Raw genomic sequence first — 15,103 nt, 5'->3', positions numbered from 1 at the left:
CCGCTCGCTGACATATATCGTATCGCCGTCAAAATCGATCGACCAAGGTGTCCTCAACTGCTCTGCAAGCACATGGTACGAGGAATCGATTTTCTCTTCCCGGTGGTCTTCCTGCCTCCCTTCTTCCTTAGCAGGCGGAGACTGTGTGCAAGCAGCGAGAAGCAGTATAATCGCGGTTAATGCAGCGCCAAGTCCCTTTCGTTTCATAATCCAGCACCTCCCGGGTAATTTTATAGCTCCGGTGTCATCATCTGGATGCCTTGCCCCATGTCCTGTAATGAACGCATCACAATATCCTCATCGCTAAACGATTCGATCTGGCTGCCTGCTACATAACGGGTCTCATGGCCTCGTCCGGTAATAATGATCCTGTCCTCGTCACCAGCCAATTCCACAGCTCGTTGAATGGCTTCTTTACGGTTCAGGATAACCTCCCAATTCCCTGCCTCATGCGAGGTTAGGCCTCCCAGCATCTCAGCCATAATCTGCTCAGGATCCTCCGAGAACGGATTGTCCGTCGTGAACAACACATAATCCGCATATGAAGCTGCAATGTCCGCCATGATCGGACGTTTTAACCGATCTCTTTCGCCCCGGCAGCCCATCACGCATATCATTTTGCCTGGCGTAATTTCCTTGGCCGATTGCAAAGTTGCCTTAAGTCCATCCGGATTATGCGCATAATCTACAACCACGCGAAATCTTCGTCCCGTTTCTATTTCTTGAAATCGTCCATGAACCCCTGCAAATTGTTGTAGACTTCTGCAGATTTCTTCAAGCGGTATCCCTTCCAGCAAGCAAGTGGTCATGGCGGCAAGCGCGTTATACACGTTGTGAACTCCATGCACCTTCAGACTGAAGTCGCCGTGTCCCCATGGCGTTTCTACATGAAACTTGCAGCCCTCCGGCATGTTTTGAATATGCGTTGCCCGAACATCAGCCTCGTTACGAATGCCATAGGTTACGATCTGTGCGGATGTACGTTTTGCATAATAGGACGATGCTTCATCGTCCGCATTCAGGATCGCCTTCTTCAGCATGTCACGATTACTGTTGCCCAACTGGGTGAACAACAGCTCCTTCGTATTGCGATAGCTCTCCATATTCTGATGAAAGTCCAGATGATCATGCGACAAATTCGTAAAAACCACGGTTTGAAAATCGCATCCGCGCACTCTCCCCATATCCAATCCGTGCGAGGACACCTCCAATACGGCATAGGTTCCGCCATGGGTGACCATCGTGTGAAAATAACGCTGCAGCTGGATCGTATCCGGCGTGGTATTCAGCGTTTTCTCCATATGATCTCCGATCTTCATATACAGTGTGCCAATGATGCCCGTTTTGCGGTGAGCGTCGTTCAGTATCTTTTCTACCATGTGGGTTGTCGTTGTCTTGCCGTTTGTCCCGGTAATTCCGATCAGTTTCAATTGCTGCGTGGGATCTCCGAAAAAGGCGTTTGCGAGAATCGGCAGAATTCTTCTGGTATCCGGTACCGTTATATGTGTAATATTTCCTGGTAGTCCCGGCAGCTCCCGTTCAGCCACAATGGCAACAGCGCCGTTACGTATCGCCTGACGGGCATAGTCATGACCGTCCACGTGAAAGCCTGGAACACAGACGAACAGGCCGCCAGGCCGAATCTCTCTTGAATCTGTATCCAGGTTCGTGATATCCACAGAAGTACTGCCCGTTATCGTCTTAAGAATCAGCCGCTCCGTCAGTGATTTCAGAATCATGTCAGGTTCCTCATCTCGTGATGTAATCAAAATCCCAGGGTCAGGTGGCAGTGTGATATATAAGATGTAGAATTGACGACTATGTATCGTTTTAACCAGCATTTCTTATTAACCTAACCAAGCAAGGGCATTCTGAAACAAGAATGTGATGACTGGAAGTGTTAACCATGTTACGCTGGAAGTAAGCGGTTGCAATTTTTGGAATGGTTGATGCAGCCTGCTGAATATAGGACGCGGGACGAGAACCCGCTCCGTTATTCCATATCTGCTTGAAAGGAGAACCATCGATGGGACCGTTCACGGACGATTTGCTTCAAAATAAAGTTGTATTGATCACGGGAGGCGCCACGGGCCTTGGTCGGGCCATGGGAGAGAAGTTCGCGCAGCTTGGCGCTAAACTGGCCATATGCGGACGCCGGGAGGAAGTTCTTCAGCAGACCGCAGAAGAATTAAAACAGCTAGGCTGCGAGGTATGGTACAAAAGCTGCGACGTTCGAGACCCTGCGCAGATATCGGCTCTTGTTGATGCGGCAGAGCAGCATTATGGAGGTTTTGACGTACTTGTCAACAACGCAGCCGGGAACTTCATCAGCCCCACCGAGCGCCTCTCTCCTCGGGCTGTAGATGCCGTGCTGAACATCGTGCTGCACGGCACCTTCTACGCAACACTTGAAGTCGGTAAAAGCTGGATTGAGCAGGGCAAAAGCGGAACGATGCTCAACATCGTCACAACATATGCTTCAACAGGCTCTGGCTATGTGGTCCCTTCTGCAGCCGCAAAAGCGGGCGTGCTTGCGCTGACTCGTTCACTCGCGGTGGAATGGGCCCCTTACGGGATCCGACAAGTTGCGATCGCCCCGGGTCCATTCCCGACTGAAGGCGCATGGTCAAGATTATCGCCCACGCCGGACCTGGAGCAAAAGATGATCGACCGCATCCCCCTAAAGCGCGTAGGGGATGCAGAGGAATTAGCTAATCTCGCCGCGTATCTCATTTCCGATTATGCCGGTTATATTAATGGTGACGTGATCACCATCGATGGCGGCGAATGGCTTCAAGGTGCGGGACAATTCAACGACCTGGCGGAAGTGACCCATGAGCAATGGGATCGGCTGGCCGAACTGACACGCAGGGGCAAATAACCCCATACTTAAGAGAACCATCTATCGACCTGCTTCCACAGTTGACAGATTGCATTCAGAGGAAACTTAAAGATTATCAGTTTAACTGCAAACTTATACATTCCCTCATCTTAAATTAGCCCCAAGCCAGTGAGCATGCCGTAACTGCTCTTGCTTGGGGCTAATCCTGTAACCTGTGTTATTCGTTAATTCTCATAGGAATCGACCAGCAGGGCGTACACGATGCCTGGCCCGTGAACGCCAATCGTAAGATCGTTCTCGATATCGGCGGAACGGCTCGGGCCCGAGATGAAATGGATTCCCGCTGGCAGCTGCTCGCGTCCGGCCTGATCAAACTGAACCAGAATCTCGCCTAGTCGGGTAACCATTCGCTCTATTGGAATGATGGCTATCAACACGGTCGGCAGCAGGCTGACCGAACGTCCTTTATGCGGGGCTGATTTCACCGTAATCGAACCGGTGTAAGCCGCAGCATAATCCGCCATGACGACACCAAAATCAGCTCTGGCAGCGACTGCCCTCCAGTTCGTGTCCGCTGCCTCATTCCAGGAGAGAACAAGCGCCTCCGGCAAGCTCTCTTCCAGCCCCAGGCGGTCCAGCGCGTCTTCCTGCTGACGAAGAATCGTAGCCGCACTCATCTCCATCGCTTTGTCCCTAATAAACCGGCTGACCTCTTCGCGGTGGCTCAGCCTTACCACATGGCCTCCTGCCGCTTCAAAGTTGGCGGTAAACTGCGTAATCCTCTCCTCAAGCGGCCACTCAAACTCATTCCAGAAATCGGGGGCACCGCGGAAAGGATGCTCCGGAGCGGTGCGAACCCGGTTTCTGCCCAGCTTCGCGGCAATTCCATCCATGAACTGATCCTGCTTCTTGCGAGACTGTTCTTCAAGACGGTCCAGCCAGCTGCGATCGTTTTCGTTAGTCATGGGCCTTCTCCCCCTTTCCGAACTTCTGCTGCTGAAGCCGCTCCTTCAATCGGTTGGCGATTTCAGGGTCCATTGTCCCGGAGGTTCCGCAAATATCCTGCTCCATCCCCGGCCATCGGTCACGGAAGGATTGCTTGGGGAGACTTGGGGTTACCCTGTATGAATTCCACCCCTTCAAAGGTCCGATCCGCGTTCGAATCTCCCCGCCTCGAACCACCAATTTCTGGCCCCACTTTCCGAGGGATACCACGCTGCGATAACGCTTGGCATTCCCCATAATCGCGGAGAAGCCCTTCATTCCCATCGCTTCCAGCTTGTCGCCGCGCCCGGCTTCAATCTTCCGGCGGCGCAGGGATACCAGCATATCATGCAGCGGAATCTTCACGGGGCATGCTTCATAACAGGCGCCGCACAGGCTGGATGCGTTGGCAATATCGTCCCATTCCGCGACGTTCTTGTTCAAGGCAGGCGTTAATACGGCACCGATTGGGCCGCTATACGTGCCCCCATAAGCGTGCCCGCCAATATGGCGATATACGGGACAGGCATTCAGGCAGGCGCCGCAGCGTATACAGTTAAGCAGCTCCTGGAATTCGGGGTCCCCGAGCTGAAGAGAACGGCCGTTATCAATGATGATAATATGCATCTCGTCCGGTCCATCGGCATCCAGTTCTCTCTTCGGACCACTGATACCGGACATGTATACTGTCAGTTTCTGACCGGTCGCTGAACGCGGCAGCAAGGTAGCCATGACTTCGAGATCCGCCCATGACGGAATAATCCGCTCCATGCCCATCAGGGTAATCTGTGTCTTTGGCACCGTCGTCACCATGCGGGCATTGCCTTCATTCTCGAACAACACCATCGAGCCCGTCTCGGCGATCGCAAAATTACACCCCGTCATGCCAATGTCCGCTTCAAGGAATTTCTCTCGCAGCTTCATGCGGACAAAACCTGCCATAATCGCCGTATCGGGCGGCAGTGTTTCGCCTGCCTCTGCGGACAACAGCTCCGCAATTTGGTAACGGTTCTTATGAATGGCCGGAATGATGATATGAGAAGGCGTTTCATCCGCCAGCTGAATAATATACTCGCCGAGATCCGTTTCGACGGCCTCCACTCCGATCGAGTCGAGCGCCTTGTTCAGATGCAGCTCCTCGGACACCATTGATTTTGATTTCACGACGGACTTGGCCGACTTATGCTCTGCGATTTGCAGAGAGATCGCGACCGCCTCTTCCGCCGTCTCCGCAAAATGGACATGGGCTCCGTTCGCCCTGGCCTGCTCAGCAAATTCATTCAAATAATAATCCAGGTGAGCGATAGTATGGAGCCGGATTTGGCGTCCCCGTTCCCTCCACGCATCCCAGTTGCCATGCTCCTCAGACGCAAGCTTTTTGCCGAGCCGCAGCCGCTCTGTCGTAAACTTCACCGCATTGCGCAGAAAATCATTATTGAGAGCGTAACCTGCACGTTCCTTAACCGTTTGCGCTTTCGATTCAGCTGTGCTCATGTACGCTCACCCCCTCATACAACAGCTCGGCCAAATGCTTGACCTGAACCTTCTCGCCCCGGTGTCGCAGATTGCCGGCAATATTCATAAGGCAGGCCATATCGAGACCGACAAGCACGGACGCCTCGGTCTCCAGCACATGATCGCTTTTCTCTGTGACCATCGCCCCCGAAATGTCCGCCATTTTTACGGCAAACGTTCCGCCGAACCCGCAGCAATCCTCGGCGAATGGCAAGGGAACCAGTTCCAGTCCCTTGACTTGGCTAAGCAGTTTCATTGGCTGCTCCTTCACCCCGAGAAGGCGGCTTCCGTGGCAGGATGGATGATAGGTTACCTTGTGCGGATAGACGGCGCCAACATCGGACACGCCCAGCACGTCGACGAGGAATTGCGTAAACTCATAGCATTTGGATTGAAGCGCTTTCGCTTTATCCAAGTATAAGGGATCGTCCTTGAACAAATCCGGATAATGATGAATCATATACGTGCAGGAGCCGGAAGGAGACACAACAAAGTCGCTATCGTCAAAAGCGTCCAGAATCGTCTTGGCACTGATGCGAGCATCATCCCAATAACCACTGTTGTAGGCCGGTTGGCCGCAGCAGGTCTGGATTTCCGGAAATTCAAGCTGCACGCCGTACCTTGCCAGCAATCTTGCCATCGATTCAGCTACCCGCGGGAACAAGGCATCGCTGAGACAAGTGACAAATAATGAAATCTTCAACATCTTCACCCCGCTAATCATCAGGATATGGACCGAAGAATCGGCCTCTAGCAAGAACCCCCCCGGAACGGGGGGATTCCATGTTGATATGTTATAGAAACTTGCTCTATACAGATTCGATCTTGATGCCCAATGCTCGATAAGGTGCCGCTTCCTCTTCCCTCAATCTCCGATCGGTAATGATCAGATTCACTTGGGATAGATCGGCAACCTGCGCAAAAGCCTGCGTGCCGAATTTGCTGGCATCGGCGAGCAGAATGGTCTCATCTGTCATTCCGATCATTTTATGCTTGATTCGCGCCTGAAGCTCATTGGATTCGCTAAGGCCCCGCTCGATATGCACACCCTTGCAGGATAGAAAGGCCTTATCCACGTAGTAAGCATCCAGCGAGCGTTCCGCAAGCCGCAGCCGCCTTAATCGAATTCGTCAGCACGGTAATCGGAATATCCGGTATGATTTTTGCCATGTACCAAGCCGTAGAGCTTGCATCCAGCAGGATGCGATCATTCGGATGGATTCGCTTGACCGCTTCCTCCGCGATCCGCTGCTTCTCCAGCGCATGCATGATTTCCCGCTCAGCATACGGTATTTCCGGCTGCGACCGCTGAATTTCCGGTTGATCCTTCACGCTAACCGCCCCGCCATGGGAACGGCGCAGGCGCCCTGCTTGCTCCAGCCTGTCAAGATCGCGGCGAATCGTTTCTTCCGTTACACCGCAGAGCTGACTCAGCTCGGAGACTCGGATGCTCCCTCTTTCGTTGACCAACTGTACTATTTTCTCATATCGTTCTGCAACCAGCATCATACCGCCCATCCTTACTGTTCGTATATTCTATCTCTTCCCGGTCCGCTGAACGAACACCCCGTAAGCCTCCTCCCATAAGGAAGTTTCCTTCGGCTCGTAGGTCTTGACCGGGAAGGACTCTCTAATGACGGCGCGTGCTTCCCATATATCGGACAGCTCGCCTTGCGCGATCCACTGCACGGCCATATTGCCGATGGCACTGCCCTCCGCAGGTCCAGCCCATACGGGTTTCCCTATCGCATTCGCAGTCCACTGGCATAATGTTTCATTATGAATGCCACCGCCCACCATATGCAAGCCCTGAAATTTTTGCCCCGACAATTCCTCGGTCAACTCCAGCACATAACGGTACTGCATGGCCAGGCTCTCCATAATGCAGCGTACAAGAGCGCCTGCATCCTGCGGAACGCTCTGGTTTGTGCGCGCCGCATATTCCACTACACGCTTCGGCATATCTCCGGCTGGGAGGAATACGGGATCATCGGGATCAATAAAACAAGCAAATGCCGGCGCCGCATCCGCCATCTTAACCAATTCGGGATAGGAGTACGTTAACCCTTCTCGTCCCCAGGTCCGCTGACATTCCTGCAGAATCCAAAGTCCCATGATATTCTTGAGCAGTCGGTACGTGCCGTAGGCTCCTCCCTCATTCGTGAAGTTCAGCTCTCTGGCCCGTTCATGAATGACAGGCTGATCGACTTCAGTTCCCATCAGCGACCAGGTACCGCAGCTCAAATAAGCAAACGAACGCTCTATAGCCGGAACCGCGACCACGGCGGAAGCCGTATCATGCTCTGCAACCGTATAGAGCGGAATCGGCGGGATCCCCAGCTCCTCCGTGACGGATGATCTCAAAGCCCCAACATGCGTACCGGGTTGAGCCACAGGATGAAATAACTTATGAGGAATATTCAATGATTTCAAGAGATGATCATCCCAGCTTGCCGAAAGCGGGTTATACAGCTGCGTTGTAGTAGCGTTCGTAAATTCATTCGCCATCTCGCCGGTCAAGAAGTAGCGCAGTAAATCGGGAATCATAAGAAAACGCTCGGCTTCTTGAAGCAAGTAGGGCTTCTGACGCTGCAAGGAAGCCAGCTGATAGATCGTGTTGAATGAGAGGAACTGAATCCCCGTCCGATCAAAAATCTCGGCAGGCGGCACATCCCGGAAGACCTTTTCCATCACGCCATCCGTGTGCGTGTCCCGATAATGATACGGATTCATGAGCAGCTCCCCGCTCCGATCCAGAAGTCCGAAATCCACCGCCCAGGAATCAATACCGATGCTCGTCGGCAGGCTATGCTGTCCTTTCAATCGGAGCAAGCCCTGCTTCATCTCGTGGTAGATCCGCAGTATATCCCATTGGAAACGGTCGCCGATTCGAACCGGATCGTTCGGGAACCGGTGAATTTCCGTTACCTCGATGGTTCGGCCGTTCCATTGGCCCAGCATGGCCCTGCCACTGCTTGCGCCCAAATCAAATGCAAGAACGTTCAAGGCTTCCAGCCTCCTTGTCAGATCATAATCAACGATTCAGGCACGAGCCCGAGTGATACTCCGTCTCTTCTCATGCTTGCGTACGTTTCAGCAATACATCCCGTTCATACTGTTTCACTTCGGACAGCCACTCTTCTCTTACAGGTACGCCCATACGTTCGCAGTAATAATCCCACACCGCTCCAAACGGATAGGATTTAAACTCTTCCGTTAACGCCAGGCGGGTCGTGTAATCGCCTTCAAGTTCGGCCTGCTTCAGCCGATCGACAGGTTCCAGCTTGGCACGCAGCAGCGCCTTTATCGTATTTCGGGTACCGATAACCCACGCGGCGATGCGGTTAATGCTGGCATCAAAGAAGTCCAGTCCAATATGGGTAACATCCAGCAGGTTATTGCGCACCAGCTCGCGTCCAATCTCGGTCAGTTCATCATCCATGATGACGACATGGTCGCTGTCCCAGCGCATCGGCCGGCTGACATGAAGGAGAAGTCCATCGGTGAAAAGGGCAAGCGATGACAGTTTGCCGGCAATGCTCTCGGTTGGATGGAAGTGACCCGCATCCAGGCAGATCAGCTTGTTGTTCTGTATGCCGTATCCCATGTAGAACTCGTGCGAACCCACAACGTAAGCCTCTGAGCCCAGTCCGAACAGTTTACTCTCGACGGCATCGAGGTTCCATTGCGGATTAATCTCTTCAGCAAAAATCTCATCCAGCGCTTCCTTCAGCCGCTGCCTCGGCGCCATTCGGTCTACCGGCATATCCTTGTAACCGTCCGGAACCCAGATATTCGTCACGCAGGTTTGACCCAGCTGTTCGCCGAAGTAAGCCCCGATTCTTCGTGATGCCTTGCAATGCTCAATCCAGAATTGACGGATTGCCGGATCGGGATGACTCAGCGTAAACCCATCCTTCGATTTGTCATGGGAGAAGCAGGTCGGATTAAAATCGAGTCCGATTCCTTGCTCTTTGGCCCAATCCACCCAAGATTGGAAGTGCCTCGGCTCCAACTGATCCAGATCAACGGTCTCATCGGTATCCGCGTAGATCGCGTGGAGGTTCACCTTGTGGGATCCCGGAATGAGCGACATCGCTTTTTCCAGATCGGCCCGCAGCTGTTCCGGCGTTCCTGCAGCGCCTGGATATTCCCCGGTCACGGAGATGCCCCCGGACAGCTCCTGGTCGCGGAACAGGAATCCCCGGACATCGTCTCCTTGCCAGCAGTGAATGGAGATTTTGATGCGTTCAAGTTCCGTCAAAATTTCGTCCACGTTGATGCCATGCTGCCCATAGAGCTTTTTCGCTTCTTCAAAGTTCCTTGCAACATCCTGCCTCATCCCATAACCTCCCGTATGATATGGATAGCTAGGTCATCTCTGACCCAGCTTCCCATCTTAATAAGAAATCTTGATTTCTTGCGGTAGATGCGTCATATCTTCATTCGATTAACGAGTAAACGCAGCAGGCACTCCGCCGTCAATTGTCAGCATGCAGCCCGTTGTCTTCGAAGATCTTGATGATGCAAAGTAAGCGATGCCTTCGGCAATATCCTGCGGATAGATGTTGACAAGAAGCGTCGTGCGTTTACGATAGTGCTCTTCAAGCTGATCCGGCTCAATCCCGTAAGCTGCTGCCCGCTCGTTTCTCCAGTTCGAATTCCAGATCGCGGAGCCTTGCAGAATGGCATCCGGAAGAATGGTATTGACTCGAATGCCGTATTCTCCGCCTTCCGCAGCAATGCAGCGAGCCAGGTGAGCCTCCAGTGCTTTTGCGGAGCTGTATGCAGTCACGTTTTTGCCGGCATAGACCGAATTTTTCGATCCCACAAACACCATGCTTCCGCCAACGCCCTGTGTCTTCATCAACGAGAAGGCTTCCCGCGCAACCAGGAAATAACCTGTGCCCAGCACGTTCATGTTCAGATTCCATTCCTTCAGCGATGTCTCGTCAAACGGGCTGGATGTCGCAAGGCCCGCATTGTTGACGATAATGTCAACACCGCCATAAGTGATGGAGGTTTCTCGATAGGCGCGTTTCACGGCCTCTTCGTCGGTTACATCCATTTTAACGGCAAATGCCCGATTCTCCCCGTATTTTGCATTGATCTCCTCGGCTACCTGCTGCGCGCCTTCCAGGTTCAAATCCGCCAAAACGACATGTGCGCCTTCAGCTACCAGCCTGCGGGCCGTGGCACTTCCGATACCGCCTGCTCCTCCGGTGATAAAAGCGATCTGGCGCGAAAACTCCGCTTCTGCCGGTGCGAGGCTCAATTTATACAGCTCCAGCGGCCAATACTCCACGTTGTAGGATTCATTTTCACTCAGGGATACAAAATCGCCCAGGGCCGTCGCGCCGCGCATGACCGCAATCGCCCGATGATACAGGGCGCCGCTGACTTGCGACATCGCCCAGCTCTTGCCCGTGTTGATCATGCCGATGCCCGGAATAAGAATGACGCGCGGAGCCGCCTCGAACATGATGTCGCCTTCATGGTGGTTGCGTTCAAAATAAGCTTGATACTGCTCTTTGTATGCTGCAATGCCTTCGATCAGCTTTGCCTTAAGGCCTTCGACATCTTCAGCATCAGGTGTCCAGTCGATGAAGAGAGGAACTACCTTGGTATGAACCAGATGATCGGGGCAAGCTGCGCCTACTTGGGACAGCTTCGGCGAATCGATACCGCCGACAAAGTCCAGCACATCCTCTTGATCGTCGAAGGACAGGATCATCTTCTTCACATCGCTGACGGCACCGCGGACCGCGGGCATCACTTCGGCGGCAATGCTGCGGCGCACTTCCGAGGCCAGTGGCGCGAACTTCCGGCCACCGAACAGCTTGTCGTTATTCACTCGCGCTTCGATGTAGGCTTCTGCTTCACTAATGATTCGAATCGTTTGTGCGTAACAGGCTTCCGATGTATCGCCCCAAGTGACAAGCCCGTGCTTCTCCATAAGCACAAGCTCGGCTTTCGGATTAGCCAACACCCCTTCGGCAATCATCTTAGACAGCGTAAATCCAGGGCGAACGTATGGTACCCACACAAATCGGTCGCCAAAGATCTCCCGGGCTAATTCTTTGCCGTTATGGGCGCAGCATAAGCTGATAATGGCATCCGGATGCGTATGGTCCACATGCCGAAACGGCAAGAACGCGTGCAGCAGCGTTTCAATGGATGCGCGCGGGTGCTTCGCATCGACCATGCAGTGACCCAGGTAAGCCACCATCTCTTCATCCGACATCGAATCCCTTTCGAATAATGGCCGGATGTCCTCCATCCGCAAGCCTGTGAAATTGCCCGCTTTCATGGTAGCCAGATCCGATCCGCTGCCTTTTACGTACATAACCTCTATGTCTTTGCCGCGAAAATCCTGAATCGTTGTTTTGCTGGATGTATTGCCGCCGCCCCAGTTGCACACACGCCGGTCGGAACCGATTAAATTCGAACGGTAGACCAGCTCATCCAATGTATTTTGTGCCTGCTGTGCCTTTGACTGTTCCCATAAGCTTTGAACCATGAAGTTTCCCCTCCGATTGACCATATGAATTTGCTTTCATTTGTTTCTCATAATATCACGCCCGTTTATCTTTGAATAGTATATTTTCAAAAATAAACACAGATTTAAATATGTTTATTTAGGATTACGCATTGTGAATCTGTTACAAACAAAAAAAGCAGCCCTGCCAGAGTTGCCTCTGAACAGAGCTGCTATGCTGCTGTGCTGCTATATGATGAAACTATGATTTGTCCGGGCCTGCGGCTGCCATTTGATCCGCCTTCGCAATTCCTTCGATCAATGCATCACGAAACGCAATTTCGTCCTCATTGACGTAACCCATAAATACAATTTCCGAAATGTCCTTATGGTTGAAAAAGATATTGGAATCCGCGGTCAGATTCCCGTGAGGGTAGAAGCAGGCCACGTAATCCCAACGCTTCAACGTCTTGGAGTCATTCTGCATCCGACCATAGATCATCAGCGTCTGGTCCCATTCCTTGAACTTGACTACAGATCCGATTGGCAGCAGCTTCTGTTCCGTTTGCTCATGCTGTTCCATGTTGATCAACCCTTCAATATTTTTTTACCGATCCAATATACAATTGACACAACGAGCGGTACTCCAATGAGAAAGGATAGGCAAATGACTGCTTTTTCCGCAGTTGCGTAACTTGTGTCAAGCAGATTGGGAATCACGGTGCCCAGTACACCGACAACAGCAATGATCACCATTATGTATTTGAAACGTTTTTGTTTATCGCTCATCGGCGGTGCTCCCCCTTCTATTTTACCGTAATCGCTCCTCCGAGCCCGACAAGGCTTGCTCCAGGGCCTAACGGCACGTGGAACTTTAAACCGCTTTTCCCTACCTCAGCGGATGCGCCGAGTACGCCGAGTGAAGCGGAACCTCCAATATGCAGCTCCTTATCCGTCCATGGAAGCGGAATATTCACGCCGCCTTCATACTTGTTTAATGTAGCTTCAGCCCCGACACTGAGCGTGCCATCCTTAACGGCCGCCTCAACCTCGGCCTTAACCAGGCTAACCGATCCTTCGACATGATCATTAGCATAGCCTGCTTCTACAACGGCCCCGCTGGCATGCGCTCCTTCGGTAAGGCTGGCCCCTGCGCTGCCTGTTATGGCTTTGGCGAATAACCCATTCTCTTCATGCTTGATTACGCTGCCTTCCACATTTACACCTTTAAGTGCAGCATCCAGCGGGTTACTTGAAGATTTAGCAGAAACACCGGAAGCCATGGTTGCAGAGCCTGCTGCAGCTGCCGTGGCGATTCCGGCTCCGGAGGCTGCTCCAGCCAGAATACCTGCACCGGCAACTGCTCCTCCAGCGGAAGCACCGTTCACCATCTCATCCGTGGAACGGAATTTGACGGAAATTTGCTTCAGTTCGGTGGATATCGATTGTAAGCACTCTACGAACTTGATCATGGTTGCCCTGGCTTGCTGGTAATCCCCGAAAAACCGCTCACGGGTCATCCCCTGCCACTGGCCTTCCATTTCATGAATGCTTCGCTGGAGCCGCTCCACCATATCGCTGCTAAGTTGCCCTGACTGCGCAAATTGCGTGGATACCTGCTCCAACTGCTCGGGTGTAACTAAAATTCGATTGGACATAAATACGGACGCCCCTTCTGTCTTTTTTGCCTCTGCTCTTCAGGCAGTCTAAATGCAAATTTCAATTCCATAAACCTATTAACCGGTCGATCTCGTGAATAACCACATTTTTCAATTTTAGTAGGTATACAGGAAAGGAGCAATCAAGCGAGAGGTTCATTTCTTAGTGCCTAATCTAGTAAAAAAGAACTGGCTCCGTTTCTCTCCCGTCCTGATTAACACTCGCTTCATCCCCGGCTTTAGTCCAGCCTTGAAATCATTCCGGCGTACAGGGTCCCCTTACATCCCCAGCCCGTTAAAGTCACCCCCATTCTCCTGTAAATTATAAACAATTCATCATTACGGAGAGGGTGTAATTCATATGAATCAACTTGCACGTGAAGCGACGAACCGGGCGATCAAGCTGTATAAGCAGGAGACCTGGCTTTTGCTGACGGGGCTGCTCGGGTTTTTGTTAGCCGGAATATGCGGGATATGGGTATTGCTGAATGGAGGACCTGTCTCGCCTGATGGAGATATCTCCAAAGCGTTTTCCTTCAACGCGGCCCTGGGGATCTTTATCATATCAACCGCCATCATTTTACCGGTTTCCGGTATGAGGCCTCGAAGCAAATCGATCTACCGCTGGTGTTATATTCCGCTCGTTCTGTTCTCCTACTTCGCCGAAACCGTTCAAAACTTCCGCGGTGTCGATCCGCGGTTCGTCCAGAACGGCTCGACCTTTGATCATGTCATCTCGGTTATTTTTCCTGCTGTTGCGATTCTGCTTATCGTATTCTACCTGATCCTTGGCGCCCAGTACTTCCGCAAGTGTGTAATGCAAGCCCATCCAGAACTCGGTCTCGGCATTCGTTATGCCATGATTGCGGTGCTGGTATCTTTTGCAGCTGGCATATGGATCTCCATCAATGCGGGACGCTATACCGGGATCGACGGCAATATCATCTGGCTGCATGGACTAGGGTTCCATGCTCTGCAAGCGATCCCTTTTGTGGCGTGGCTGTCCATGAGAAAATCCGTCAATCCTGCGGTTAAACCGATACTGATCCATATTAGCGGCTTGGCGTATTTGCTCGGATTAATCGCCATCGGATGGCAGACGTTTCTTGGATACTCCATCGCCGAATGGTCCTTGCTTCCGATTCTGGCGGGCAGCTGTTTTCTTGTCTCATTCACACCGGTTATATGGCTGCTCAGTCAATCGAATACATCCCTTGAACCCATCCACAATGCCCACTCCACTCGTAATGTATAAGACTTGCATAAGAAAAACGTCTATCGACGAACTTTCTCAGAAGACAGACCGCGCTTATAGGATGTTTTTCTTGCGATATCAGGAAGGCCCATGCTTCGAAGTTTATACTTTCTGATATCTAAAGAATAACGTCTATCGACGAACTTTCTCAGAAGACAGACCGCGTTTATAGGATGTTTTTCTTGCGATATCAGGAAGGCCCCTGCTTCGAAGTTTATACTTTCTGATATCTAAAGAATAACGTCTATCGACGAATTTTCTCAGAAGACAGACCGCGTTTACAGGATGTTTTTCTTGCGATATCAGGAAGACCCTGCTTCGAAGTTTATACTTTCTGATATCTAAAGAATAACGTCTATCGACGAACTTTC

At 51.9% G+C, this 15,103-nt stretch carries 12 protein-coding genes and 2 pseudogenes; 2 read left to right on the top strand and 12 right to left on the bottom strand.

Translation table 11 applies throughout. The annotated features are described in order from the left end of the window. A pseudogene (locus ACPV3A_RS29275) lies at positions 1-207 on the bottom strand (PQQ-dependent sugar dehydrogenase); the annotation flags it as partial. A gap of 23 nt (positions 208-230) precedes the next feature. After that, the gene (locus ACPV3A_RS29270) at positions 231-1,739 is read right to left on the bottom strand and encodes a UDP-N-acetylmuramoyl-L-alanyl-D-glutamate--2,6-diaminopimelate ligase (protein WP_426203080.1); all 1,509 of its coding nucleotides are present in this window, start codon (positions 1,737-1,739) and stop codon (positions 231-233) included. A gap of 287 nt (positions 1,740-2,026) precedes the next feature. On the opposite strand from ACPV3A_RS29270, the gene ACPV3A_RS29265 reads away from it, so the two are divergent. Next, positions 2,027-2,881 carry an SDR family oxidoreductase gene (locus ACPV3A_RS29265; protein WP_426203078.1) on the top strand — a complete coding sequence of 285 codons (855 nt, stop codon included), beginning with the start codon at positions 2,027-2,029 and terminating at the stop codon, positions 2,879-2,881. Between the two features lie 185 nt (positions 2,882-3,066). On the opposite strand, the gene ACPV3A_RS29260 is transcribed toward ACPV3A_RS29265, so the two are convergent. The 10 genes and pseudogenes from ACPV3A_RS29260 to ACPV3A_RS29215 all read right to left on the bottom strand — a co-directional run bounded on the left by ACPV3A_RS29260 (position 3,067) and on the right by ACPV3A_RS29215 (position 13,477). Continuing rightward, positions 3,067-3,807, bottom strand: a complete 741-nt coding sequence (locus ACPV3A_RS29260; RefSeq protein ID WP_426203075.1) for a LutC/YkgG family protein — start codon at positions 3,805-3,807, stop codon at positions 3,067-3,069. Continuing rightward, on the bottom strand, positions 3,800-5,320 hold the full coding sequence (locus tag ACPV3A_RS29255) for a LutB/LldF family L-lactate oxidation iron-sulfur protein (RefSeq protein ID WP_426203073.1): 1,521 nt from the start codon (positions 5,318-5,320) through the stop codon (positions 3,800-3,802). The genes ACPV3A_RS29260 and ACPV3A_RS29255 overlap by 8 nt, the downstream gene beginning before the upstream one ends. Next, positions 5,307-6,044 carry a (Fe-S)-binding protein gene (locus ACPV3A_RS29250; protein ID WP_194544862.1) on the bottom strand — a complete coding sequence of 246 codons (738 nt, stop codon included), beginning with the start codon at positions 6,042-6,044 and terminating at the stop codon, positions 5,307-5,309. Before ACPV3A_RS29250 ends, ACPV3A_RS29255 begins: the two co-directional genes overlap by 14 nt. 106 nt (positions 6,045-6,150) lie before the next feature. Beyond that, positions 6,151-6,847, bottom strand: a pseudogene (locus tag ACPV3A_RS29245) (DeoR/GlpR family DNA-binding transcription regulator). Between the two features lie 30 nt (positions 6,848-6,877). Next, positions 6,878-8,347, bottom strand: coding sequence for a rhamnulokinase (locus ACPV3A_RS29240; protein WP_426203072.1), 1,470 nt, complete (start codon positions 8,345-8,347; stop codon positions 6,878-6,880). Between the two features lie 70 nt (positions 8,348-8,417). Continuing rightward, a complete protein-coding gene (gene rhaA, locus ACPV3A_RS29235) occupies positions 8,418-9,683 on the bottom strand; it encodes an L-rhamnose isomerase (protein WP_426203070.1) in 1,266 nt (421 codons plus the stop codon). Between the two features lie 108 nt (positions 9,684-9,791). Continuing rightward, positions 9,792-11,861 carry a bifunctional aldolase/short-chain dehydrogenase gene (locus ACPV3A_RS29230; RefSeq protein ID WP_426203067.1) on the bottom strand — a complete coding sequence of 690 codons (2,070 nt, stop codon included), beginning with the start codon at positions 11,859-11,861 and terminating at the stop codon, positions 9,792-9,794. Positions 11,862-12,081: 220 nt separating this feature from the next. After that, positions 12,082-12,402, bottom strand: a complete 321-nt coding sequence (locus tag ACPV3A_RS29225; RefSeq protein WP_426203065.1) for a DUF4176 domain-containing protein — start codon at positions 12,400-12,402, stop codon at positions 12,082-12,084. 5 nt (positions 12,403-12,407) lie between these two features. Next, a complete protein-coding gene (locus ACPV3A_RS29220) occupies positions 12,408-12,608 on the bottom strand; it encodes a hypothetical protein (RefSeq protein ID WP_426203063.1) in 201 nt (66 codons plus the stop codon). 17 nt (positions 12,609-12,625) lie between these two features. Further along, positions 12,626-13,477: a WXG100 family type VII secretion target gene (locus ACPV3A_RS29215; RefSeq protein ID WP_426203061.1), complete on the bottom strand. Its 852-nt coding sequence runs from the start codon at positions 13,475-13,477 to the stop codon at positions 12,626-12,628. Positions 13,478-13,838: 361 nt separating this feature from the next. Between ACPV3A_RS29215 and ACPV3A_RS29210 the strand changes: the two genes are divergently transcribed. After that, positions 13,839-14,732 carry a hypothetical protein gene (locus tag ACPV3A_RS29210; RefSeq protein WP_426203058.1) on the top strand — a complete coding sequence of 298 codons (894 nt, stop codon included), beginning with the start codon at positions 13,839-13,841 and terminating at the stop codon, positions 14,730-14,732. Positions 14,733-15,103: the final 371 nt, after the last annotated feature.

The sequence above is a fragment of the Paenibacillus sp. Dod16 genome, from assembly GCF_049893405.1.
GTDB lineage: Bacteria > Bacillota > Bacilli > Paenibacillales > Paenibacillaceae > Paenibacillus_AQ.
This window is presented reverse-complemented; position numbering and strand designations above follow the sequence as displayed.